The organism is Enterobacter sp. CPE_E890, assembly GCF_046521475.1.
GTDB classification, from domain to species: domain Bacteria; phylum Pseudomonadota; class Gammaproteobacteria; order Enterobacterales; family Enterobacteriaceae; genus Enterobacter; species Enterobacter adelaidei.
Genome location: NZ_JBKFZW010000001.1, coordinates 4860816 through 4885441, shown reverse-complemented (window position 1 = coordinate 4885441; position 24626 = coordinate 4860816). Strand labels below are relative to the sequence as shown.

The following is a 24626-nucleotide window of genomic DNA, read 5'->3' as shown; positions in this document are numbered from 1 at the left end:
TTCCTCTAAGTTATAGCCAATCTTTTTTTATTCTTTAATCCTCGATTCGCTTTCTGGCACGCTGCATTCATCAAAACACTACACAAGAGAGCTGGGCGATGAATAAATGGGGCGTGGGTTTAACATTATTGCTGGCATCGACCAGCGTTCTGGCTAAGGACATCCAGTTACTGAACGTGTCATACGACCCGACGCGTGAACTTTACGAGCAGTACAACAAAGCGTTTGCCGCACACTGGAAGCAGCAAACCGGCGACAACGTTGTGGTTCGCCAGTCTCACGGCGGTTCCGGCAAGCAGGCGACGTCTGTGATCAACGGTATTGAAGCCGATGTGGTCACTCTGGCACTGGCTTACGATGTCGACGCCATCGCCGAACGTGGACGTATAGATAAAAACTGGATCAAACGCCTGCCGGACAACTCCGCGCCTTACACCTCGACCATTGTTTTCCTGGTGCGTAAAGGCAACCCAAAACAAATTCATGACTGGAATGACCTGATCAAACCGGGCGTGTCTGTGATTACTCCGAACCCGAAAAGCTCCGGCGGCGCTCGCTGGAACTACCTGGGGGCGTGGGGTTACGCGCTGCACCACAACAACGGTGACCAGGCTAAAGCTCAGGAATTCGTGAAAGCGCTGTATAAAAACGTTGAGGTGCTGGATTCCGGCGCGCGTGGCGCAACCAACACTTTTGTCGAGCGCGGTATTGGTGATGTGCTGATCGCATGGGAAAACGAAGCCCTGCTGGCCACCAACGAACTGGGTAAAGACAAATTCGAGATTGTGACCCCAAGCGAATCTATCCTCGCGGAACCAACCGTTTCTGTGGTCGACAAAGTGGTAGAGAAGAAAGAGACCAAAGCAGTGGCGGAAGCCTACCTGAAGTATCTCTACTCGCCAGAAGGCCAGGAAATTGCAGCGAAAAACTTCTATCGCCCACGTGACCCGGCGGTTGCGAAGAAATACGAAAACGTCTTCCCGAAACTGAAGCTCTTCACCATTGATGACGAGTTTGGTGGCTGGGCCAAAGCACAGAAAGAGCACTTTTCTAACGGCGGTACCTTCGACCAGATCAGCAAACGCTAAGTATTTCGCAAAGAACGACACGGTGACCCGGTGTGAGAAATCCACCGGGTTTTTTATTTGGTCATCATTTTGCGTTACTCTTTCACTTCAAATGGATACAGGGAACGCGCTGTGAAAAAAATTATCTTATTGATCCTGATTGTCATCGCCCTTGCCGCTGGCGGCGGGTACTGGATGAAAGCGGGTAATCCGGATGCGCTGCGACATATCGTTCTCGACCAGTGTGTGCCGAATCAAATCCAGAACCGTAACCCGGCGCCGTGTGCGCAGGTGAAAACAGATGCAGGTTATGTGGTGTTTAAAGACCGCAATGGACCGCTGCAGTATCTGCTGATGCCAACCTACCGTATCAACGGCACAGAAAGTCCGCTTTTGACCGAGCCTCATACGCCGAATTTTTTCTGGCTGGCGTGGCAGTCACGCAGTTTTATGACCCTGAAGCGGGGAACCGAGGTGCCTGACAGCGCCATTTCACTGACGATTAACTCCCCGACAGGCCGTACGCAGAACCATTTTCATATTCATATCTCCTGCCTGCGCCCGGATGTGCGCGAGAAGCTGAACGCGGCTCAGGGCGAAATTAGCACCCAGTGGCTGCCTCTTCCGGGTGGGCTGGAAGGGCATGAGTATCTTGCCCGTCGGGTAACGGAGAATGAGCTGGTGCAGCGCAGTCCGTTTATGATGTTGGCGGAAGAGCTGCCGGAAGCACGCGACCATATGGGACGCTTTGCGCTGGCGATGGCGCAGCAGTCAGATGGCTCTTTTGTTTTACTGGCAACGGAACGTAACCTGCTTACCCTTAATCGCGCATCGGCTGAGGAACTGCAGGATCATCAATGCACTATCCTGAATTGACCCCACTATAAATCGCGTTTACTCCGGCTGCCTGTCACCGTAGACTTGCTGAAAAAATCTACGGGAGACAGGTATGTCGCTCTGGTTAGCTCACCCTCTACTGCTGCCCTCACTGATCGTTGGCGTCACCATTGTGCTGTGGGCGACGTCGCTATTACCGGAATTTATCACCGCGCTGTTGTTCTTCACGGCCGCGATGACCGCCAGAATCGCCCCGCCGGAGGTGATCTTCGGTGGTTTTGCCTCGTCGGCGTTCTGGCTGGTGTTTAGCGGTTTTGTGCTCGGCGTGGCGATCCGTAAAACCGGCCTGGCGGACAGGGCTGCGCGTGCGCTGTCGGCAAAGCTCACCGACTCCTGGGTGTTGATGGTGGCGAGCGTGGTGCTGCTGAGCTATGCGCTGGCGTTTGTGATGCCGTCGAATATGGGACGTATTGCGCTCCTGATGCCTATCGTTGCTGCGATGGCGAAAAGGGCGAGTATCGCAGACGGTTCGCGGGCGTGGTTTGGCCTGGCGCTGGCTGTGGGGTTCGGTACATTCCAGCTCTCGGCAACTATTTTGCCTGCAAACGTTCCTAACCTGGTGATGAGCGGTGCGGCGGAAGGTTCGTACGGCATCCACCTGAGTTACGTCCCGTATCTGCTGCTGCACACCCCCGTACTGGGCATTCTCAAAGGTCTGATTCTGATTGGCCTGGTCTGCTGGCTCTTTCCCGGTAATCCAAAACCACAGAAGGATCTGGCACCGTCTGAACCGATGGGGCGGGATGAAAAGCGTCTCGCCTGGCTGCTGGCGGTGGTGCTGGGGATGTGGGTGACGGAGAGCTGGCACGGTGTGGGGCCCGCGTGGACGGGGCTGGCGGCCTCGGTCATCGTCATGCTACCGCGCATCGGTTTTATCACCGGAGAAGAGTTTTCTGCGGGGGTGAATATGCGTACCTGTATTTATGTCGCGGGCATTCTTGGTCTGGCGATTGTGGTGACGCAGACCGGGATTGGTGCAGCCGTAGGTGAAGCATTACTGCGGATAATGCCGCTGGACGCTGATAACCCCTTCACCAGTTTCCTGGCGCTGACCGGTATTACCACCGCGCTCAACTTCATTATGACCGCCAACGGTGTTCCTGCGCTGTATACCACGCTGGCACAGAGTTTTTCCGACGCGACGGGTTTCCCGCTGCTGTCGGTGATCATGATCCAGGTACTGGGTTATTCCACACCGCTGCTGCCGTATCAGGCGTCACCAATTGTGGTGGCGATGGGGCTCGGGAAGGTGCCTGCAAAGGCGGGGATGGTGCTCTGTCTGGCGCTGGCGATAGCGACCTATCTGGTGCTGTTGCCGCTGGATTACTTGTGGTTTAGCGTATTGGGTCGTTTGTAGCGGAGTATGGCGGGTAAGCGCAAGCGCCACCCGCCACAACAGCATTACGCCTGTTTGGCCGCTTCTGCTGCTTTAACGATCACCGCGAAAGCGTCAGCCTTCAGGGATGCACCGCCAACCAGCGCGCCATCGATGTCTGGCTGGGTGAACAGCTCAGCAGCGTTGGATGCGTTTACGGAACCGCCGTACTGGATAATGACTTGTTCAGCCACTTTCGCGTCGGCTTTAGCAATGTGATCGCGGATGAACTTGTGAACTGCCTGAGCCTGCGCAGGGGTTGCTGATTTGCCGGTACCGATCGCCCAGACTGGCTCGTAAGCAATGACCGCGCCTTCGAATGCTGCTGCACCCTGAGTTTTCAGCACTGCGTCGATCTGGCGAGCACACACTTCTTCCGTTTTGCCTGCTTCGTTTTCAGCTTCGGTTTCACCGATGCACAGAACTGGGATCAGACCTTGCTCTTTCAGCACCGCGAATTTCTTCGCGATGAACTCGTCGGATTCTTTGTGATAGGTACGACGCTCAGAGTGGCCGATGATGATGTATTTCGCGCCGATATCTTTCAGCATTTCAGCGGAGGTTTCACCGGTGAATGCGCCAGACAGGTTAACGTCAACGTTCTGTGCACCCAGAATGATGTGGCTGCCGTCAGCGGCGTGTTTAGCCAGATCCAGGTACATATCCGGCGGAGCGATAGCAACCGCACAGCCCGTCACGCCAGCCAGCTCTTTACGCAGGTTCGCAACCAGTTCGTTTACCATGTGGCGGCTGCCGTTCAGTTTCCAGTTACCCATCACTAAAGGATGTCGCATTTCAATTCTCCACGCTAAATAAGCGAATTAAGGAATATGGCCACCCTGTCGGGCAGCATGGTCTGTGAATCAGTATAGAGATTTTCCCTCGAAAGGCTTTGCTTTTTGTCATTAATTCGCCCCTCCGAGTGTGTCAGATAGTGCCAGCTTAATCGGTTCAACTGCGAAGGTCAGTCCTTTTTCGCCGTTGTCTGCGACAACATAGCGAATCGCACCTTCGGTATCGGCGTAGTAGCGCTTGTTTTTACCGGCGGCGAGGAGTTTTTGCAGCTTTTGCTGGCTTTGCTTTTTCGTCAGTGCCGGGGTAAAGGCCTGTAACACCGCGCTCATATACTCCAGCGCCTTCGCCTTCGCAGCTTTCTGCTCTGGCCCCTGAATTGGCAGCCAGGTGATTTGCATGCTTTTGATTTTTAGCGTGCCGCGCTCCAGCGCCGTTGAGGCATACAAGTTCTCGTTAATCTTGCTTGCCGCACGGGTCAGCGTAGGGGTATCGCGAGAACCATCAATGGCGCGAAATTCATCCAGCGGCAGCGTTGGGTTGGCCTGATTGAAGGCTTCACGAAACTGGCTGATGGACTGATCGAAAGACGGGGAGCCCGCAAGCAGATACGGCGCCGTTGTCGGGGCGGTGGTTTCGGCTGCATGCAGGGGAAAGCCCGCGCTAAGCAGCGTTAAACACAGGAAAAGAGAACGCGCCGAAATTTTCATCAACATTGCCCCTGGCCGTAAGTGCTCATGATTAAAACGATATCTGGTCGGCTTGTCAAAAGGTCACAACTCCAGGGTAAAATGCGCGCTATACGATAATAAGGAACCTTACATGACCATACAGCAGTGGCTGTTTTCATTCAAAGGGCGTATTGGACGCCGTGATTTCTGGATCTGGATGGTGACGTGGGTTGTCGCCATGCTGGTTCTGTTTTTTGTTGCTTACAACGCGTGGCTGAGTACGCAAACGGCGGCCTTTGCGCTGGTCTGTCTGCTATGGCCAACAGCGGCCGTGGTGGTAAAACGTTTGCACGATCGCGGGCGTTCCGGGGCGTGGGCATTTCTGATTATTCTGGCGTGGATGCTGGTGGCAGGGAACTGGGCGATGCTTCCGTCCATTCTTCCCTGGGTCGTCGGCAGGCTGCTACCGTCAGTTATCTTCGTGATGATGATTGTCGATCTGGGCGCATTTATTGGCACCCAGAGCGAAAACAAATACGGTAAAGACACCGTTGAGGTGAAATACCGCTGATCACCAGTAGTGTTCGGCGGTCATATGGCCCGGCCGGCGGCGAAGATGTTTCGTCATCTGCCGGGTATCTTTCAGAAGTTGTTGCGTGTCACGAACCATCTGCGGATTACCACACAGCATGACGTGGCTGGTTTCCGCCGTCATCGGCAAACCCACTGCCTTTTCCAGAATTCCACTTTCAATTAATGCCGGCACACGGCCCGTCAGCGCACCTTCTGCCGTTTCACGACTGACCACCGTTTGAATTTTGAGCTTACCGTCATACTTCTGTTCCAGATCGCGCATTTGCGGCAAATAGCTTAAGTCTGCAGCGTAGCGCGCGGCATGAACCAACACGATGTTTTTAAAGCGTTCAAGGTCTTTGCCATATTGCAAAATGGAGAGATACGGACCGATGGCCGTACCGGTTGCCAGCATCCATAGCGTGTCACAATCAGGAATTTCGTCGAGCACAAAGAAGCCGGCAGCGTCACTCACAATTTGCACATCATCACCGGGCTTAAGAGCGGCGAGACGCGGGCTGAGTTTGCCGTCCGGAACGGTAACCAGATAGAACTCGAGATCCGGGTTATCTGGCGCGTTAACGTAAGAGTAAGCGCGCTGTACGCGTTCACCGTCGACATCCAGCCCCAGCTTCGCAAATTGCCCGGCCGTAAACGGGTGAACGGGAGCATGCAGGGTGAGACTAAATAGCGTATCGGTCCAGAACTGTATCTTTGTGACTTTACCTGTTACCCAGTCCGCCATGATCTTCTCCTGTGCTGTTTCTCTGGTCTATCTTCCTGTCTTGTCGTGAAGATTTCCAGCCCATTTGGGCCGGAAAGCTCTATCGATCAAACGGTTTTACAGAATGTGCGTCTGTACGTCCGGGTCTTTACGGTCGAGATAGTGGATAGACTGAATGCGACGAATGGTGCGTGATTTACCGCGGATCAGCAGCGTTTCAGTGGTTGCCATGTTGCCCTTACGGGTAATGCCGTCCAGCAGATCGCCTTTCGTGATGCCGGTTGCCGAGAAGATAACATTATCGCTGCGGGCCATTTCGTCCAGAGCGAGAACTTTATGAGCTTCGATGCCCATTGCTTCACAGCGTGCCAGCTCCTCTTCGCCAATCCGACGGTTCTCTTCGCTGTCGCCTTTGACATCATGACGTGGCAGCAGGCGCGCCTGCATGTCGCCGTCCAGGGCGCGGATCACTGCTGCGGATACGACTCCTTCCGGCGCGCCACCGATGCCATAAAGCACATCGACTTCGCTGTCCGGCATACAGGTCAGAATCGAGGCCGCAACGTCACCATCCGGAATGGCAAACACGCGCACACCGAGTTTTTGCATCTGCGCAATCGTGGCATCGTGGCGCGGTTTCGCCAGAATGGTGACGGTCAGCTCGCTGAGCGGTTTACCCAATGCTTTGGCGATATTATGCAGGTTCTCTTCCAGCGGCAGGCTGAGGTCGATTGCGCCTTTGGCACCCGGGCCGACAATCAGCTTTTCCATGTACATATCTGGCGCGTTGAGGAAGCAGCCTTTGTCGCCCACTGCCAGCACCGCAAGGGCGTTGGCCTGACCCATCGCCGTCATGCGCGTGCCTTCGATCGGATCGACGGCGATATCTACCGCATCGCCTTTGCCGGTGCCGACTTTCTCACCAATGTAGAGCATTGGCGCTTCGTCGATCTCGCCTTCGCCGATCACGATGGTCCCGTCGATGTTGACCTGGTTAAGGACGATGCGCATGGCATGGACAGCCGCACCGTCTGCGGTATTTTTGTCGCCACGACCCAGCCATTTATAGCCTGCGAGGGCGGCCGCTTCGGTGACGCGGGAAAACTCGATAGCAAGTTCACGTTTCATGAGGTACTCGTGCAATCAAAAGGAATTGCACGAAGTTTATCACAGAGTGGGGAGACGAGTTCCCTCTCCCCTGTGGGGAGAGGGTTAGGGTGAGAGGAATTACTCTTCGTGATCTTCCCATGCCAGGGCGCGTTTCACCGCTTTTTTCCAGCCGCTGTAGCGGAAGTTACGCTCGGTGGTTTCGATGCCTGGGCGGAATTCGCGTTCGATCACCGCTTTCTCCTGCAGCTCGTCCAGGTTCTGCCAGAAACCTACTGCCAGACCGGCGAGGTACGCCGCACCCAGCGCCGTGACTTCACGCACTTCAGGGCGTTCAACGCGGGTACCCAGAATGTCCGACTGGAACTGCATCAGGAAGTTGTTCGCGACCGCACCACCGTCCACGCGCAGGGCGTGCAGACGAATGCCGGAGTCAGCCTGCATCGCTTCCAGCACGTCGCGCGTCTGGTAGGCGATGGATTCCAGCGTGGCGCGGATAATGTGGTTAGAGTTCACACCACGCGTCAGACCGAAAATCGCACCGCGTGCATACGGGTCCCAGTACGGTGCGCCCAGACCGGTGAATGCAGGCACCACGTACACGCCGTTGGTGTCTTTCACTTTGGTCGCGAAGTACTCGGAGTCGAACGCATCGCTGATCAGTTTCATCTCATCACGCAGCCACTGAATAGACGCACCCGCCATGAACACTGCACCTTCCAGCGCGTAGTTCACTTCGCCGCGTGGGCCGCAGGCAATGGTGGTCAGCAGGCCGTTTTCTGATTTCACCGCTTTCTCGCCGGTGTTCATCAGCATAAAGCAGCCAGTGCCATAGGTGTTCTTCGCCATCCCTTCCTTGACGCACAGCTGGCCGAACAGCGCCGCCTGCTGGTCACCCGCGATACCGGCGATAGGAATACGCGTACCGCCTTTACCGCCGATGTTGGTCTGGCCGTATACCTCAGAAGACTTGCGTACTTCAGGCAGCATCGCGCGTGGGATATCCAGCGCGTCCAGCATCTTGTCATCCCACTCCAGGGTGTTGATGTTGAACAGCATGGTACGTGAGGCGTTGGTATAGTCGGTGACGTGGACGCGTCCCTGGGTCATCTTCCAGATAAGCCAGGTATCGACGGTACCGAACAGCAGCTCGCCACGTTTTGCACGCTCGCGCGACCCTTCCACGTGGTCGAGGATCCACTTCACCTTGGTACCGGAGAAATACGGGTCAACAACCAGACCGGTGGCCCTGCGCACATACTCTTCCATGCCATCGCGCTTCAGCTGTTCACAGATTTCTGATGTGCGGCGGCACTGCCAGACGATGGCATTATAAATAGGCTTACCGGTTTCACGTTCCCAGACAATCGTCGTTTCACGCTGGTTAGTAATACCAATCGCGGCAATCTCGTCGGAACTGATATCGGCTTTCGCCAGCACTTCGACCAGCGTGGAGCTTTGTGATGCCCAGATCTCCATCGGGTCGTGCTCTACCCAGCCTGGACGAGGATAAATTTGCTCAAATTCGCGCTGTGACACGCTGACGATGTTCGCGTCATGATCCATTACGACAGCGCGGGAGCTGGTAGTGCCCTGGTCGAGCGCAACGATATATTTTTTTTCGGTCATGGTATGTGTCCCGTAGTCAGATTACAGCGAAGCTTTTTGTTGTGCGGTAGAAGTCGTTTCCTTCTCCTCTTCCACACAGGTGTCGCACGGTAAGTGGCGACCAATTAATTTGCGGTAGCTAAATGCACCCAGCGCAGCCCCGACAACCGGCGCAAACAGCGGAACCAGGAAGTAAGGAATGTCTTTGCCACCGGTGAAGGCGACGTCGCCCCAGCCTGCGATAAAGGCGAACGCTTTTGGTCCGATATCACGTGCCGGGTTCATCGCAAACCCAGTCAGCGGGCCCATTGATGCGCCAATCACCGCAATCAGCAGGCCAATCAGCAGGGGTGCCAGCGGGCCGCGCGGAATGCCGTTTCCGTCGTCAGTCAGCGCCAGGATAACGCCCATCAGGATAGCGGTAATCACCATTTCAACTGCGAACGCCTGCACAAAATTGATATGCGGGTTAGGGTAGGTTGAGAAGATGCCTGCCAGGTCCAGACTTTCGACACTGCCGCGCACCATATGATGCGTCTGTTCGAAGTCGATGAAAAGATTGTAATAAAGCCCGTAAACTAACGCCGCTGCGCAAAACGCGCCGGCAAACTGAGAAAGAATGAAAGGAACAACTTTGCGTCCTTCGAAGCACGCGAACAGCCACAGTGCGATAGTCACCGCCGGGTTAAGATGTGCACCAGAAACACCTGCAGTCAGGTAGATGGCCATCGCCACGCCCAGACCCCAGATAATACTGATTTCCCACTGACCAAAACTGGCACCCGCCACTTTCAGTGCAGCGACACAGCCCACTCCGAAGAATATCAACAACCCGGTACCAAGGAACTCGGCAATGCACTGGCCTTTTAAGGTTGATGTCTGACTCATAATCGGAATCCTGAAGAAATTGATGTTTATTGTTAGCATGGCCGCCCGTGACCGCCACGATGTCCTGTAGACATAGTGTTAATTTATCGTTAACGAGCAAAAACGAGAAATATCGAAATCAAAATGTGTGGTCTTCGTCATAAAATGAGCGTTTTCGCGCCATAAAGCACATTTTTGCATCAGTGGCGGAATGTGAGCTGAATCATTTCATTAACGAATGAGTTAACAATTTAGGGTGATATGACGCGAACGCACCAGGACCAGACCTAAAAGTGTTGCAAACCGCGATCTGCGCGGTGTGTCGCTGGACACAGAGCGCTGTGCTCCATACAATCGACGGTATATGTCGTGCGCGTTTACGTTAAAGCGTCGCCTTGCAATTCAGGAGAGGTAGCATCATGTCTTTAGAAGTGTTTGAGAAACTGGAATCGAAAGTACAGCAGGCGATTGACACCATCACCCTGCTGCAGATGGAAATTGAAGAGCTGAAAGAGAAGAACAACAGCCTGGCGCAGGAAGTTCAGAACGCTCAGCACGGCCGCGAAGAACTGGAGCGCGAAAACAACCAACTGCGCGAACAGCAGAACGGCTGGCAGGATCGCCTGCAGGCGCTGCTGGGACGTATGGAAGAAGTCTGATTCCCATTGGGATGAACTGACCAGGCCGGGTATGGCGTCGCCGCCACCCGGCTTTTTTTATGCCAGTTATAAAAAAGGCCGCCAGAGGCGGCCTTAACGCTACTTGTCCTGCGCTGTCATAGTAAGAGCAATCAACACATTCGGTTCATCACTCTTTACTACGAGTACGCTGGCGACAATGAACGCAATACATAAATAGCGTTTCATTATGCGGTCCCTGCAGCTAACCGCTCCACCGTTCACCACCGGTGATAAGTCGGTGGACACAAGCCCGGTTAAAGGTTGCTTTACGGTTGTGAATACACCTTTCCCTGGACCGATGCCCATGTGCGAGATGGCGGAAAGGGACGATGCATCATAATGAGCAGCAGCAGCGTAGTTAAGGCCTTCAGAGGAGATTAGGAATTTATAAAGGGTCGACGGGGGTTACCAGAGGGATGAACCAGGGTAAGATAAAAATCCTGGTTAAAGGTTGCAAGATAACCCAACGGACCGCGAATCCCGAGGGACAAAAAAACCGCCACATTGCTGTTGGCGGTTTTTTTATGGCCCACGCTTACGGTTTTATTACTCGATATCCAGCGGATCTTCGGAAAGGATTATGCCGGTGTTATCGGCGTACAGATGGTCACCGGAGAAGAAGGTCACGCCGCCGAAATTGACGCGCACGTCGCTTTCGCCAATGCCTTCACCCGCCGCACCGACCGGAATGGCGGCGATGGCCTGAATACCAATATCCAGATCTTCAAGATCGTCCACCTGGCGCACGGAACCGTAAACCACAATCCCTTCCCACTCGTTTTGCACGGCAAGGCGAGCCAGCTCAGCATCAATAAGCGCGCGACGCACGGAACCCCCGCCGTCAACTAACAGAACGCGGCCACGGCCATTCTGTTCGAGCAGATCGTACAGCAACCCGTTGTCCTCGAAACATTTCACCGTGACGATTTGTCCGCCAAACGACGACCGCCCACCAAAGTTGGAGAACAGCGGTTCAACGACGTTGACATCTTCCTGGTAGATGTCACAAAGCTCGGAGGTATCGTATTTCATAGGTTTAACGCTCAGTTGCTGCGAATGTGTTCAGTATATCGTGCGAAATGCGTTGTTGGCAAAATCATCAATTGTTAATTGATATTTGTCAGCTAACGAAGCGTCTGGCTTAAGACAATCCCGATGACGAACAACAGGTTAGTCAGAAGCGCGCCTTTTACCGTGCGTTCCAGCATTGGTGGCATGGCTGTAGGGCTCAGTTCGCGCATGACAAATCGCGCCTGCTTAATCAGCAGCGGTGCGGCAAGTACAAACAGCCAGCCCCATACGCTGTGCAGCGAGATCAGGTTAAACAGTGCCAGGCAGACCAGCGCACCCATCAGCAGGCAGGCGTGGTAGCGGCGCGCGTTAACCGGACCCAGACGAACGGCCAGCGTGTTTTTGCCATTCTCACGATCGCTGTCGATATCGCGCAGGTTGTTGATATTGAGCACTGCCGTCGCCAGCAGTCCGCAGGCGGTTGCAGGCAGGAACAACGCAGGGATAAGGGTATGCGCCTGTAAGTACCAGCTTCCCATCACGCTCAGCCAGCCGAAGAACACCAGCACGGAAATATCACCCAGACCAATATAACCATAAGGACGCGTGCCGACGGTGTAGGTGATGGCCGCGACAATGGCCAATAAACCTAACACCAGGAAGCCAATAAAATCGCTGGTGGTTTTAGACGCCACCGTCACCAGTGCCAGACCCGATAAACAAATCAGCACCACGGTGATAATCAATGCGCGTTTCATCTGCGCCTGAGTAATCACCCCTTTCTGCATCCCGCGCAGTGGCCCGATACGGTCAGGTTTATCGCTGCCTTTTACCGCGTCACCGTAATCGTTGGCGAGATTGGAGAGAATTTGCAGCAGGCCGGCGGTAATCAATGCCAGTGCCGCGACCAGCGGGTCAAAATAACCTTGCCACCAGGCAAGAGCCGTACCGACGACAATCGCAGCAAAGGCCAGAGGAAGTGTTTTAGGGCGCAGACTTTCGAGCCACGCCTGAGTACGGCTGATATCAGTCATAGTTATTTAGCCAATAAAAATGGGGGCATTAGCCCCCATTAAACGTGATGAGAATCCAGTAACCGCGATTATAGGATAAAACGGCTCAGATCTTCATCTGCCACTAACGCATCCAGATGTTTACTCACATATTCTGCGTCAATGGTGATGGTTTGACCGTTAAGGTCGCTCGCATCATAAGAGATATCTTCTACCAGGCGTTCCAGCACGGTATGGAGACGACGCGCACCGATGTTCTCGGTGGTTTCGTTCACCTGCCATGCGGCCTGGGCGATACGTTTGATACCGTCTTGGGTGAACTCGAGGTTCACACCTTCGGTCGCCATCAGCGCTTTGTACTGTACGGTAGCAGAGGCATTTGGCTCAGTCAGGATACGTTCGAAATCTTCAGTGGTCAGCGCCTGCAGCTCAACGCGGATGGGCAGACGACCCTGCAGTTCCGGGATCAGGTCAGACGGGCTGGCAACCTGGAATGCACCGGAGGCGATAAACAGAATGTGGTCCGTTTTTACCATGCCGTGCTTAGTGGAAACGGTGCAGCCTTCAACCAGCGGCAGCAGGTCGCGCTGAACGCCTTCACGGGACACATCCGGGCCGGAGCTGTTGCCGCCACGTTTACAGATTTTATCGATTTCGTCGATAAACACGATACCGTGCTGCTCAACCGCGTCGATAGCATCCTGTTTCAGCTCTTCCGGGTTCACCAGTTTTGCCGCTTCTTCTTCGATAAGCAGCTTCATCGCGTCCTTGATTTTCAGCTTACGCGCTTTCTGCTTCTGGCCGCCCAGGTTCTGGAACATGGACTGCAGCTGGCTGGTCATCTCCTCCATACCTGGAGGTGCCATGATTTCCACGCCCATCGGTGCGGCCGCGAGATCGATCTCAATCTCTTTATCATCCAGCTGGCCTTCACGCAGTTTTTTGCGGAACGCCTGACGTGCGGCTGAAGGTTCAGACTGTTGTTCAGCCTGGCCCCAGTTGTTTTTTGCCGGTGGGATCAGCACGTCGAGAATGCGCTCTTCGGCCATCTCTTCCGCGCGGTAGCGGTTTTTCTCAATCGCCTGAACGCGCACCATTTTGATAGCAGAATCGGTCAGATCGCGGATGATAGAATCCACTTCTTTACCGACATAACCTACTTCGGTGAACTTGGTGGCTTCAACTTTGATGAACGGTGCGTTAGCCAGCTTCGCCAGACGACGGGCGATCTCGGTTTTACCGACGCCGGTCGGGCCGATCATCAGAATGTTTTTCGGCGTCACTTCATGGCGCAGCTCTTCGTCAAGCTGCATACGACGCCAGCGGTTACGCAGGGCGATCGCCACGGAGCGCTTGGCGTTATCCTGGCCGATAATATGTTTGTTCAGTTCGCTAACAATTTCGCGTGGGGTCATTTCAGACATGGGAGATCCTTACGCTTTAGACGGTAATTCTTCGATGGTGTGGTTGTGGTTGGTATAAATGCAGATATCACCTGCAATATCCAACGCCTTCACCGCGATATCTCGCGCGTTCATGTCGGTATTTTCCAACAGCGCGCGGGCTGCAGCCTGGGCATAAGGGCCGCCAGAGCCGATGGCAATCAGGTCGTTTTCCGGCTGAATGACGTCACCGTTACCGGTGATAATCAGCGACGCGGTTTCGTCGGCTACGGCCAGCAGCGCTTCGAGCTTGCGCAGCATGCGGTCGGTACGCCAGTCTTTCGCCAGCTCAACAGCGGCTTTCACCAGATGACCCTGGTGCATTTCCAGTTTGCGTTCAAAAAGTTCAAACAGCGTGAAGGCATCAGCGGTGCCGCCAGCAAAACCGGCGATCACTTTGTCGTTATAGAGACGACGTACTTTCTTCACGTTGCCTTTCATGACGGTATTACCCAGCGTGGCCTGGCCATCACCGGCGATTACCACATGGCCGTTACGGCGTACACTTACTATTGTTGTCACGAGCAGACCCCCTGGTTACAGAATCGGGAAACAGAAGCCCTGAGCCTGTGCTCAGGGCTGAATAGAATGATAGATGGGGGGGAAATTGGGGGTTTCAACCCCCGGATGCGAGTCGAATACAGTTTGTGTGACCAGCGACTTTCAAACGTGAAATGGTGCCATCAGCATTTTCTTTGCCTTTCACCGGGCCAATCACCACGCGATTCCAGCCATTGTTGGTGGTAATACGTGAATCAAACCCTTCAAAGGCCAGCTGCGCGCGCACCGTTTCCGCCTGCTCGGCACCTTTAAACGAACCGCACTGAACCATCCAGCGGCGCTCATCTTTCTTCTCCGCTGTCTGCTTCGGTGCCTCGGTCTCTTTAGTGATAGGCGCTGCCTGCTGCGTTTTCGGCTGCTGAGCGGTGGTATGCGCTGGCGTCTGCAAGAGATCCTGATATGGCTGAGCCGTTTGCTTCTGCGGCTGAGTCTTCGGCTGTTGCTGAACCGGCTGGGACTGCACCGTACGCGTCTGCTGCTGGTAAGGCTGTTCCGTTACCCGCGGCTGTGCTTTCGGCTGCTGCACCGGCTGGGTTTGCGCCCACTGTTGTTGCTGCTGTTGCTGAATTTGCTGTTGCGCCTGACGTCGCTGTAACGTTTGCTGACGCTGTGCCGGAGTCTGTTCATTCCACGGGACTTCATTCAGCTGCGTGGGTTGCTGGCGCATATCAGCCTGCATTTGTGCCAACAACTGACGCTGTTCATCCGTCAGTTGATTCGCATTCTGCACTTCTCCACCTGCGGAAGGTTCGGTTGGCGCACGTACGCCAGGCTGACGGCTTTCCAGCTCTTTGATATAGCGCCAGCGTTCTTCAGGCTTCGGAGGAAGACCATTTCCGGCCACTTTACTGGCCTGAAGCGCCTCAGACTCTTCTTTTTTATGGTGCGTAATAAAGTACAGTCCACCAATAAAGGCGACGACTACAGCCGCAGCAATAGCGACCATTGCTGGCGAGACAGCAGGCAGGTTACTCTGCTTTTTCCTTGAGCTACTCTTTTTGCGTCGCGAAGGTGCCGGCTGGCCGCGACGTACATAATCTCGTTGTGCCACTATCGTTTCGCTGTATTTATTCGTTCGTCAGTCCGCCATGTTACTTAAGCGGCGGGGCTTTGACCAGATAAGGGTATCCGAAAGACGTTTACTTTAAGTCAATGCCTGGGTAGTGCCGCGAATAATCAGTTCGCAGTCCAGCAACCGCGAGCCGCTGCTAACTGTTTGACCGTGAAGCTGATCCAGCAGAAGAAGCATCGCTTCGCGGCCGATTTGATAGCGCGGCTGAGCGACCGTTGAGAGCGGCGGATCGCAAAATTCTGAAAGCGAAATATTATCGAATCCGATGATCGATAAATCTTTCGGTATGCGCAGGCCACGACGTTTGGCATACGACAATGCGCCCAGCGCCATTACATCGCTGTGACAGAATACGGCGGTGGGCGGCTCAGGCAGGTCCAGAAGTTTTTCCAGCGCCTGTCCACCCGCAGCGAAGGTGAAGTCACCACGAGCAATATAGTGCGGATCGACAGTGACGCCGGTACGGCGCAGCGCCTGAACGTAACCCTGCAGACGGTAGTGGCACAGCGGCATCTCTTCCGGCCCGGCAATGCAGCCAATACGTTTATGCCCCAGTTCCTGGAGATAGTTGACGGCGTTGAATGCGGCGGTGAGGTTATCGATATGGACCGTCGGCAGCTCCAGCTCTGGCGCAAACTCGTTGGCCATGACCATCGGCGGTAAATTACGCTGCTCTTCAATGCTGGCATCAAACGGCAGGCGAGAGCCAAGCAGCAACATACCGTCGATCTGCTTGGTGATAATGAGGTCGATAAAGGTTTTTTCCTGCTGGTTCTGGTGCGCACAGTCGCCAATCAGTACCAGATAACCCTGTTCAGCCGCTGTCACTTCAATACCGCGGATAATCTCGCTGAAAAAGGGATCGCAGATGTCCGGCACAATCACCAGGATGGTGCGCGACTCATTGCGCTTGACGTTACGGCCCATCGCCTGTGGAAAATAGCCCACTTCCAGCGCAGCCTGTTCAACCCGGTTACGGGTCGCCTGGGAGACTTTATCCGGATTCATTAATGCGCGGGATACCGTTGCCGTAGAGACCTGTGCTTTCTGGGCAACGTCTTTCATGGTCGCCGGTGCAACCTCTTTGCTGGACTTCAACGTCTTCTCCTCGCCTGAACACCGAACTTCTGACATCACCATTTTTACAGATAGTTAATGGAATCGGTTACAGAATTTTCATAAAAAGTGTGAGGAACGTTAAATTTTTCGATCCGTCTTCAGCCTTCGATGGGATCGACGTCCAGTACCCACTTCACTTTTCGCGCTTCCGGAAGGGTGTTAATCAGTACCAGCGCGCCGCTGACGATATGCTGGAGACGAATTCTCGAAGGGTGCTGGAGCAAAATTTGCCAGCGAAAACGTCCGCCGCGCTTTGGTGCCAGTGCCGGAACCGGGCCCAAAATCCACAGCTGGTTATCCACCAGTGGACTGGCCTGCAGGAGGTTTCTCAGCTGCTGCAGGAATAGTGGGGCCTGCTGGTTGTTATGATCTTCTGCACGAACGATCACGTGGCTGGTCCACGGCGGTAGCTGCAGGGTCTGGCGTTCTGCCAGCGCCTGTTCGGCAAAGGCGTCATAGCCTTTGTGTAGCAGGGTCTGGAGTAACGGGTGTTCTGGGTGGTGCGTTTGCAGAACCACTTCGCCCTGTTTGCCCGCGCGTCCGGCACGACCGGCGACCTGGGTATAAAGCTGGGCAAAACGTTCCGCGGAACGGAAGTCTGCTGAGAAGAGTGCGCCGTCGACATCCAGCAGGGCAACCAGCGTTACATCCGGGAAATGGTGTCCTTTCGCCAGCATCTGGGTACCAATCAAAATGCGTGCGCCGCCGCGATGCACTTCCGCCAGTTGTTGTTCCAGCGCACCTTTACGGCTGGTGGTATCCCGGTCGATGCGGGAGAGAGGGACGTCAGGGAAGAAGGGCGCAAGAGCCTGTTCCAACTGTTCAGTCCCCAGACCCACCGGCACAATGTGCGTTGAACCACACGATGGACACTGGCGCGGAACAGGGCGCTGACTGTCGCAGTGGTGGCAGCGCAAATGACGCTGGGCCTGATGGAAGGTGTAGTAATGATCGCAGCGCGGGCATTCGGCAATCCAGCCGCAGTCGTGGCACAGCAGAGCTGGCGCAAATCCGCGCCGGTTGAGAAACAGAATGACCTGGTTCCCGGCCTGCAAATGCTGGCGCATCCGGGTGATAAGAGCGGGTGCTAACCCCGCCTGAACTTGCTGTCCTTTCAGATCCAGTACGTGCTGAATGGCCGGGCGCGCATTTCCCGCGCGACGCGTCAGGCGTAGCATATGGTATTTACGCTGACGCACGTTGTGCAGCGTTTCGAGCGCCGGCGTGGCGGAGCCGAGAATAATAGGGATTTGCTCGCTGTGCGCGCGATAGACCGCCAGATCGCGGGCATGGTAACGCCAGCCTTCCTGCTGTTTATAGGAGCTGTCGTGCTCTTCGTCGATCACGATAACGCCGAGATTTTTAAACGGCGTAAACAGCGACGAGCGGGTGCCGATCACAATCGCCGCTTCACCGTTTTTCGCTTTCAGCCAGGCGTTGAGGCGCTCGCTGTCGTTCAGGCCGGAGTGCAGCACCTCAACAGGCGCGTTAAAGCGCTCGCGGAATCGGGCGATGGTTTGCGGCGTCAGGCCAATTTCCGGCACCATCACCAGCGCCTGTTTGCCCTGTGCGAGCACGTTTTCCAGCACGCTCAGGTAGACTTCGGTCTTGCCGGAACCGGTAACTCCCGCCAGCAGCCAGGCAGAGAAATGATCGGAGGCGCTATGGATCGCGCCGACGGCGGTGGCCTGCTCGGTATTCAGACGCAGGCGATCACCTGAAACGGAGAAACTCTCTCGCCAGTCGTAAAGCGCAGGCGCTTCGCTGCCCAGTTCACTCAGCCCTTTCTTTCTCAGGGCCTGTAGCGCCGTTTCGCTGATCTCAAGTTCGTCGACCTGATGACGCCAGATTTTCCCCTGGCGCAGCGCCGCCAGCGCCTGCTGCTGTTTCTGCGAGCGTTTGAGGCTGTTGATGTCGACAGCCTGACCTTCTTCGGTGGCAAACCAGTACCACATCGGCGCATGGCTGGCGCTCTTACCCTGACGCAGCATAATGGGCAGGGCGTGGAACAGGACGTCGCCGATGGGATGGTGGTAGTAATCCGCCGCCCACAGCAGAAGTCGCCAGGTGCTGCTGGAGTAAACCGGCTCACTGTCCAGCACCTCAACAACGGATTTCAGTTCATTAAGCGGTAACTCGCTCTTATCGCTGACCGAAACCACAATCCCCACACGCTGCTGCTTGCCAAAGGGCACGGTCACGCGACAGCCCGCTTTGGCGCTCATGCTGTCAGGCAGCAGATAGTCAAAGGTGCGGGAAAGCGGAACGGGCAGGGCAACGTGAGCGACGGGCATCTAATCTTCCTGACTTGAAAAGTGGCGCGTTAGTATACACATTAGTAAAAGCGGCGTGCGGATCAGTTTGCATACGTTGGTCAAATTCTGTATGATTCGCCGCCTTTGGTGTACTTTACGCCAAAGAACTTACAATCAACATCGCGTGGTGTCTGGCGTTAGGGCTGGAAGAGCGACGCGGCCTTAACTGAGGTTCTCCCATGAAAAAAGATATTCACCCGAAATACGAAATGATTACTGCAAACTGTTCTTGCGGTAACTCTATCCAGATCCGCTCTACCGTGGGTCACGATCTGAACCTGGACGTGTGCGGCAAATGCCACCCGTTCTACACTGGTAAGCAGCGTGATGTTGCAACCGGTGGCCGTGTTGACCGCTTCAACAAGCGTTTCAGCATCCCGGGCGCTAAATAAGTTTCCCGAAAAAAAGGCACCGCAAGGTGCCTTTTTTGTATCCGCTTTTCAGTATTCCCACGTCTCCGGGTCAATACCCAGTTCACGCATGATCACCTTCGCCTCTTCCGGGATTTCGTCGCTACGCTCTTTGCGCAGATCGTCATCGTTCGGCAACGGTTGACCGGTAAACGCATGCAGAAACGCTTCGCACAACAGTTCGCTGTTGGTTGCGTGGCGCAGGTTGTTCACCTGACGACGCGTACGTTCATCGGTGAGGATCTTCAACACCTTCAGAGGAATGGAAACCGTAATTTTCTTTACTTGCTCACTCTTCTTACCGTGCTCAGCGTATGGGCTGATATATTCGCCGCTCCATTCAGCCATGAGATACCTTTAATCCTCTCAGTCATTTATCTAAGGGTGCAAAACCTGTAACTCTGGGTTTTGAACCGTAATCTTGCCTAGTTTACCGTAGAGACGATACCGTGGCACGGATATTGCCGCTGCAGCGTGCACTAAAGCATATAATTTTAACGGCTATTTGCGCATTGCTCAATCTATACGCAAAGAAGTTTAGATGTCCAGATGTATTGACGTCCATACATTCAATGTTTACTCTGGTGCCTGACTTTTCACCTCATTCGCCAGGAAGCCTTCACCATGACGCGTAAACAGGCCACTATTGCAGTGCGTAGCGGATTAAATGATGACGAGCAGTACGGCTGCGTTGTCCCGCCGATTCATCTTTCCAGTACCTATAATTTCACCGGATTTAATGAACCCCGCGCGCATGATTACTCGCGTCGTGGCAACCCTACGCGTGATGTGACCCAGCGCGCGCTGGCTGAGCTGGAAGGTGGCGCAGGTGCAGTATTAACCAATACCGGTATGTCCGCCATTCACCTGGTGACAACGGTGTTCCTGAAACCGGGTGATCTGCTGGTTGCGCCGCACGACTGCTACGGCGGCAGCTATCGTCTGTTTGATAGTCTGGCAAAGCACGGCTGTTATCGCGTGCTGTTTGTCGATCAAAACGACGAACAGGCGCTGAAACAGGCGCTGGCAGAGAAACCGAAGCTGGTACTGGTGGAAAGTCCAAGCAACCCATTGTTGCGCGTTGTCGACATTGCGAAAATTTGTCAGCTCGCAAGGGATGCGGGAGCGATAAGTGTAGTGGATAATACGTTCCTCAGTCCGGCCCTTCAGAACCCATTAGCATTGGGTGCTGATCTGGTATTGCATTCATGCACTAAATATCTGAACGGCCATTCTGACGTGGTCGCGGGCGTGGTGATTGCCAAAGACCCTGAAGTTGTCACGGAACTGGCATGGTGGGCCAATAACATTGGCGTCACCGCGGGTGCCTTCGACAGCTACTTGCTGTTACGTGGCATTCGTACGCTGTCGCCGCGTATGGAAGTGGCGCAGCGCAATGCTCAGGCGATTGTCGATTTCCTGAAAACGCAGCCGCTGGTGAAGAAGCTCTATCACCCGTCGTTGCCGGAAAACCAGGGGCACGAGATCGCCGCCCGCCAGCAGAAGGGATTTGGCGCGATGTTAAGTTTTGAACTGGACGGTGACGAGCAAACGCTGCGTCGCTTCCTGAGCGGGCTGTCATTGTTTACGCTGGCGGAATCCTTAGGTGGGGTTGAAAGCTTAATCTCCCACGCCGCGACCATGACGCACGCAGGTATGGCACCCGAAGCACGTGCCGCCGCCGGGATTTCCGAGACGCTGCTGCGAATCTCAACCGGTATTGAAGATTCTGAAGATTTAATTGCCGATCTGGAAAATGGCTTCCGGGTCGTAGCCAAGGGGTAATCATGAGTGTGATAGCGCAGGCAGGGGCGAAGGGTCGTCAGCTGCACAAGTTTGGTGGTAGTAGTCTTGCTGATGTGAAATGTTATCTGCGTGTCGCAGGGATCATGACAGAGTATTCGCAGCCGGGGGACATGATGGTTGTCTCCGCGGCGGGCAGCACCACCAACCAGTTGATTAGCTGGCTGAAATTGAGCCAGACCGATCGCCTTTCTGCGCATCAGGTGCAACAGTCCTTACGTCGTTATCAGAGCGAGCTGATTGCTGGCCTGCTGCCTGCAGACGTAGCGGACGGGTTGATCAGTGCCTTCACCCATGACCTTGAGCGTCTGGCTGCCCTGCTGGACAGCGGCATTACCGAAGCGGTGTATGCCGAAGTGGTCGGCCACGGGGAAGTGTGGTCTGCGCGTCTGATGGCTGCCGTATTGCAACATCTTGGTGTTGAAGCCGCCTGGCTCGACGCGCGCGATTTCCTGCGCGCTGAGCGTGCTGCACAGCCGCAGGTCGACGAAGGATTGTCTTACCCGTTACTGCAACAGCTGCTGGTGCAACATCCAGGTAAACGCATTGTCGTCACCGGCTTTATCAGCCGCAGCAATGCGGGTGAAACGGTGCTGCTGGGGCGTAACGGCTCCGACTACTCTGCAACGCAAATCGGTGCTCTGGCGGGCGTGTCCCGCGTCACCATCTGGAGTGATGTGGCTGGTGTTTACAGCGCCGACCCGCGCAAAGTGAAAGATGCCTGTTTACTGCCGCTGCTGCGTCTCGACGAAGCCAGCGAACTGGCACGTCTGGCGGCACCGGTACTGCACGCGCGCACGCTGCAGCCAGTCTCCGGCAGCGATATTGACCTGCAGCTGCGCTGCAGTTACACCCCGGATCAGGGCTCCACGCGCATTGAGCGCGTGCTGGCTTCCGGTACCGGGGCGCGTATTGTTACCAGCCACGACGACATCTGTCTGATTGAGTTCCAGGTTCCGGCAGGACAGGATTTCAAACTGGCACATAAGGACATCGACCTGGTGTTAAAGCGTGCTCAGGTACGTCCGCTGGCCGTTGGCGTGCATAACGACCGCCAGTTGCTGCAGTTCTGCTACACCGCTGAAGTGGCGGACAGCGCGCTGAAAATTCTGGATGAAGCAGGTCTGCCGGGTGAACTTCGCCTGCGTCAGGGGCTGGCGCTGGTGGCGATGGTGGGGGCGGGTGTCACCCGTAACCCTCTGCACTGCCACCGTTTCTGGCAGCAACTGAAGGGACAGCCGGTTGAGTTTACCTGGCAGTCCGAAGAGGGCATCAGCCTGGTCGCCGTGCTGCGTAAAGGGCCTACCGAGAGCCTGATTCAGGGTCTGCATACCTCTCTGTTCCGCGCGGAAAAACGCATTGGCCTGGTGCTGTTCGGTAAAGGCAACATCGGTTCCCGCTGGCTGGAGCTGTTTGCTCGCGAACAGGTCACTCTCTCTGCACGTACCGGGTTTGAATTTATTCTCGCTGGCGTGGTGGATAGCCGCCGCAGCCTGCTGAACTACGAAGGGCTGGACGCCAGCCGCGCACTTGCCTTCTTTAATGATGAAGCCGTCGAGCAGGATGAAGAGTCGCTGTTCCTGTGGATGCGTGCGCACCCGTATGACGATCTGGTGGTGCTGGACGTCACCGCCAGCGAACAACTGGCCGATCAGTATCTTGATTTCGCCAGCCATGGGTTCCACGTCATTAGCGCCAATAAGCTGGCGGGGGCAAGCAGCACCGATAAATACCGTCAGATCCACGACGCGTTTGAAAAAACAGGTCGTCACTGGCTCTATAACGCCACCGTGGGCGCGGGCCTGCCGGTTAACCACACCGTGCGTGATCTGATTGAAAGCGGCGACAGTATTCTGGCGCTGAGCGGTATCTTCTCCGGCACGCTCTCCTGGTTGTTCCTGCAGTTTGACGGCACCGTACCGTTCACCGACCTGGTGGATCAGGCGTGGCAGCAGGGCTTAACCGAGCCCGATCCGCGCGTTGACCTCTCCGGTAAAGATGTAATGCGTAAGCTGGTGATCCTCGCGCGCGAAGCCGGTTACGACATCGAACCGGATTCCGTGCGCGTCGAATCACTGGTGACTGCTGGCTGTGAAGAAGGTTCTATAGACCATTTCTTTGAAAATGGTGAAGAGCTTAACGAGCAGATGGTACAGCGTCTGGAAGCGGCGAACGAGATGGGGCTGGTACTGCGCTATGTGGCGCGTTTTGAGGCCAACGGAAAAGCGCGTGTGGGTGTTGAGGCGGTGCGTCCTGAACATCCGCTGGCAGCACTTTTGCCGTGCGATAACGTCTTCGCAATCGAAAGCCGCTGGTATCGTGATAACCCACTGGTGATCCGCGGTCCGGGGGCGGGGCGCGATGTGACCGCCGGCGCGATCCAGTCCGACATCAACCGCCTGGCTAAGTTACTGTAACGCCTGAATTTCCCTCTCTCTCCGGGAGAGGGTATTACCCTCATCATGAATTTTCCTCATATTCCCTGAGCAAACCTCACCGTTATTGTTGATTATTTCTGTTGACGTCCCCCCGCTTTTCCGTCATTTTTACATCTGGACGTCTAAACGTATAGAAGTTCACAAAACAACACACAACGACACGCGATTGATAGAGGTACGGTATGAGCTTTTTTCACGCCAACCAGCGGGAAGCCCTGAATCAGAGCCTGGCCGAAGTAAACGGCCAGATTAACGTCTCTTTTGAATTTTTCCCGCCGCGCACCAGTGAAATGGAGCAAACCCTGTGGAGCTCTATCGATCGCCTGAGCAGCCTGAAACCGAAGTTTGTCTCCGTCACCTACGGTGCAAACTCCGGCGAGCGTGACCGTACGCACAGCATCATTAAAGGCATTAAAGATCGCACCGGTCTGGAAGCGGCCCCGCACCTTACCTGTATTGACGCAACCCGTGATGAACTGCGTGCTATCGCCCAGGATTACTGGAACAACGGCATTCGTCATATTGTTGCCCTGCGCGGTGACCTGCCGCCGGGTAGCGGTAAGCCGGAAATGTATGCTGCCGACCTGGTCGCGCTGCTGAAAGACGTGGCCGATTTTGATATCTCCGTTGCCGCTTATCCTGAAGTTCACCCGGAAGCGAAAAGCGCCCAGGCCGATCTGCTTAACCTGAAGCGTAAAGTGGAAGCCGGTGCAAACCGCGCGATTACCCAGTTCTTCTTTGATGTGGAAAGCTACCTGCGCTTCCGTGACCGTTGTGTTTCCGCAGGCATCGACGTTGAAATCATCCCAGGTATTCTGCCGGTCTCTAACTTCAAACAGGCGAAGAAATTTGCTGACATGACGAATGTGCGCATTCCGCTTTGGATGTCTAAAATGTACGAAGGGCTGGACGATGACCCGGAAACACGCAAGCTGGTGGGCGCAAATATCGCGATGGACATGGTGAAGATTTTAAGTCGTGAAGGGGTGAAGGATTTCCACTTCTACACGCTGAACCGTGCGGAGATGAGTTACGCCATATGCCACACGCTCGGTGTTAGACCAGGCGTGTAACTAAAAAG

23 protein-coding genes are annotated in these 24626 nt (G+C 55.0%); 9 read left to right on the top strand and 14 right to left on the bottom strand.

The annotated features are described in order from the left end of the window. Window positions 1–98: 98 nt before the first annotated feature. The 3 genes from ACLHV9_RS24075 to ACLHV9_RS24065 all read left to right on the top strand — a co-directional run bounded on the left by ACLHV9_RS24075 (window position 99) and on the right by ACLHV9_RS24065 (window position 3321). Window positions 99–1088: a sulfate ABC transporter substrate-binding protein gene (locus ACLHV9_RS24075; protein ID WP_134708693.1), complete on the top strand. Its 990-nt coding sequence runs from the start codon at window positions 99–101 to the stop codon at window positions 1086–1088. Window positions 1089–1199: 111 nt separating this feature from the next. Next, entirely contained in the window at window positions 1200–1943 is a 744-nt protein-coding gene (locus ACLHV9_RS24070) for a CDP-diacylglycerol diphosphatase (protein WP_028018121.1), read from the top strand. Between the two features lie 73 nt (window positions 1944–2016). Next, window positions 2017–3321 (top strand): SLC13 family permease, encoded by a 1305-nt coding sequence (locus ACLHV9_RS24065; protein WP_407221145.1) that lies wholly within the window; start codon window positions 2017–2019, stop codon window positions 3319–3321. Between the two features lie 44 nt (window positions 3322–3365). Here the strand turns inward: ACLHV9_RS24065 and tpiA are convergent, their stop codons facing one another. Further along, window positions 3366–4133, bottom strand: coding sequence for a triose-phosphate isomerase (tpiA, locus tag ACLHV9_RS24060; protein ID WP_014172206.1), 768 nt, complete (start codon window positions 4131–4133; stop codon window positions 3366–3368). A gap of 111 nt (window positions 4134–4244) precedes the next feature. Then, window positions 4245–4841, bottom strand: coding sequence for a DUF1454 family protein (locus ACLHV9_RS24055; RefSeq protein ID WP_049004908.1), 597 nt, complete (start codon window positions 4839–4841; stop codon window positions 4245–4247). A 112-nt stretch (window positions 4842–4953) separates the two neighbouring features. Here ACLHV9_RS24055 and ACLHV9_RS24050 point away from each other — a divergent pair, with 112 nt between their 5' ends. Then, window positions 4954–5373 (top strand): DUF805 domain-containing protein, encoded by a 420-nt coding sequence (locus tag ACLHV9_RS24050; protein WP_407221144.1) that lies wholly within the window; start codon window positions 4954–4956, stop codon window positions 5371–5373. On the opposite strand, the gene fpr is transcribed toward ACLHV9_RS24050, so the two are convergent. The 4 genes from fpr to ACLHV9_RS24030 form a co-directional block, all read right to left on the bottom strand. Then, window positions 5374–6120 (bottom strand): ferredoxin--NADP(+) reductase, encoded by a 747-nt coding sequence (fpr, locus tag ACLHV9_RS24045; RefSeq protein ID WP_128348437.1) that lies wholly within the window; start codon window positions 6118–6120, stop codon window positions 5374–5376. Window positions 6121–6216: 96 nt separating this feature from the next. After that, window positions 6217–7227 carry a class II fructose-bisphosphatase gene (glpX, locus tag ACLHV9_RS24040; RefSeq protein ID WP_028018116.1) on the bottom strand — a complete coding sequence of 337 codons (1011 nt, stop codon included), beginning with the start codon at window positions 7225–7227 and terminating at the stop codon, window positions 6217–6219. A gap of 99 nt (window positions 7228–7326) precedes the next feature. Beyond that, window positions 7327–8835 carry a glycerol kinase GlpK gene (gene glpK / locus ACLHV9_RS24035; protein WP_407221143.1) on the bottom strand — a complete coding sequence of 503 codons (1509 nt, stop codon included), beginning with the start codon at window positions 8833–8835 and terminating at the stop codon, window positions 7327–7329. A gap of 21 nt (window positions 8836–8856) precedes the next feature. Continuing rightward, window positions 8857–9702, bottom strand: coding sequence for an MIP/aquaporin family protein (locus ACLHV9_RS24030; protein WP_028018114.1), 846 nt, complete (start codon window positions 9700–9702; stop codon window positions 8857–8859). 398 nt (window positions 9703–10100) lie between these two features. Between ACLHV9_RS24030 and zapB the strand changes: the two genes are divergently transcribed. Continuing rightward, window positions 10101–10340 carry a septal ring assembly protein ZapB gene (zapB, locus tag ACLHV9_RS24025; protein WP_010436935.1) on the top strand — a complete coding sequence of 80 codons (240 nt, stop codon included), beginning with the start codon at window positions 10101–10103 and terminating at the stop codon, window positions 10338–10340. A 567-nt stretch (window positions 10341–10907) separates the two neighbouring features. Here zapB and rraA read toward each other — a convergent pair. The 7 genes from rraA to priA all read right to left on the bottom strand — a co-directional run bounded on the left by rraA (window position 10908) and on the right by priA (window position 18873). Further along, a complete protein-coding gene (gene rraA / locus ACLHV9_RS24020; RefSeq protein WP_014172197.1) occupies window positions 10908–11393 on the bottom strand; it encodes a ribonuclease E activity regulator RraA in 486 nt (161 codons plus the stop codon). Between the two features lie 92 nt (window positions 11394–11485). Continuing rightward, window positions 11486–12412: a 1,4-dihydroxy-2-naphthoate polyprenyltransferase gene (menA, locus tag ACLHV9_RS24015; RefSeq protein WP_152546600.1), complete on the bottom strand. Its 927-nt coding sequence runs from the start codon at window positions 12410–12412 to the stop codon at window positions 11486–11488. Between the two features lie 62 nt (window positions 12413–12474). Beyond that, complete coding sequence (gene hslU, locus ACLHV9_RS24010) at window positions 12475–13809, bottom strand: HslU--HslV peptidase ATPase subunit (protein ID WP_028018112.1); 1335 nt, start codon at window positions 13807–13809, stop codon at window positions 12475–12477. A gap of 9 nt (window positions 13810–13818) precedes the next feature. Then, on the bottom strand, window positions 13819–14349 hold the full coding sequence (gene hslV / locus ACLHV9_RS24005; protein ID WP_014172194.1) for an ATP-dependent protease subunit HslV: 531 nt from the start codon (window positions 14347–14349) through the stop codon (window positions 13819–13821). A 94-nt stretch (window positions 14350–14443) separates the two neighbouring features. After that, on the bottom strand, window positions 14444–15439 hold the full coding sequence (ftsN, locus tag ACLHV9_RS24000) for a cell division protein FtsN (RefSeq protein WP_407221142.1): 996 nt from the start codon (window positions 15437–15439) through the stop codon (window positions 14444–14446). 93 nt (window positions 15440–15532) lie between these two features. Beyond that, window positions 15533–16558: a DNA-binding transcriptional regulator CytR gene (cytR, locus tag ACLHV9_RS23995; protein ID WP_407221141.1), complete on the bottom strand. Its 1026-nt coding sequence runs from the start codon at window positions 16556–16558 to the stop codon at window positions 15533–15535. A 119-nt stretch (window positions 16559–16677) separates the two neighbouring features. Next, window positions 16678–18873 carry a primosomal protein N' gene (priA, locus tag ACLHV9_RS23990; RefSeq protein WP_407221140.1) on the bottom strand — a complete coding sequence of 732 codons (2196 nt, stop codon included), beginning with the start codon at window positions 18871–18873 and terminating at the stop codon, window positions 16678–16680. A gap of 200 nt (window positions 18874–19073) precedes the next feature. Between priA and rpmE the strand changes: the two genes are divergently transcribed. After that, on the top strand, window positions 19074–19286 hold the full coding sequence (rpmE, locus tag ACLHV9_RS23985; RefSeq protein ID WP_003862040.1) for a 50S ribosomal protein L31: 213 nt from the start codon (window positions 19074–19076) through the stop codon (window positions 19284–19286). Window positions 19287–19334: 48 nt separating this feature from the next. Here the strand turns inward: rpmE and metJ are convergent, their stop codons facing one another. Beyond that, window positions 19335–19652: a met regulon transcriptional regulator MetJ gene (metJ, locus tag ACLHV9_RS23980; RefSeq protein ID WP_003862042.1), complete on the bottom strand. Its 318-nt coding sequence runs from the start codon at window positions 19650–19652 to the stop codon at window positions 19335–19337. Between the two features lie 276 nt (window positions 19653–19928). On the opposite strand from metJ, the gene metB reads away from it, so the two are divergent. The 3 genes from metB (at window position 19929) to metF (ending at window position 24618) form a co-directional block, all read left to right on the top strand. Beyond that, on the top strand, window positions 19929–21089 hold the full coding sequence (metB, locus tag ACLHV9_RS23975) for a cystathionine gamma-synthase (protein ID WP_108091200.1): 1161 nt from the start codon (window positions 19929–19931) through the stop codon (window positions 21087–21089). A 2-nt stretch (window positions 21090–21091) separates the two neighbouring features. Further along, window positions 21092–23524 (top strand): bifunctional aspartate kinase/homoserine dehydrogenase II, encoded by a 2433-nt coding sequence (locus ACLHV9_RS23970; protein ID WP_028018107.1) that lies wholly within the window; start codon window positions 21092–21094, stop codon window positions 23522–23524. Between the two features lie 203 nt (window positions 23525–23727). Then, entirely contained in the window at window positions 23728–24618 is an 891-nt protein-coding gene (gene metF / locus ACLHV9_RS23965) for a methylenetetrahydrofolate reductase (protein ID WP_028018106.1), read from the top strand. Window positions 24619–24626: the final 8 nt, after the last annotated feature.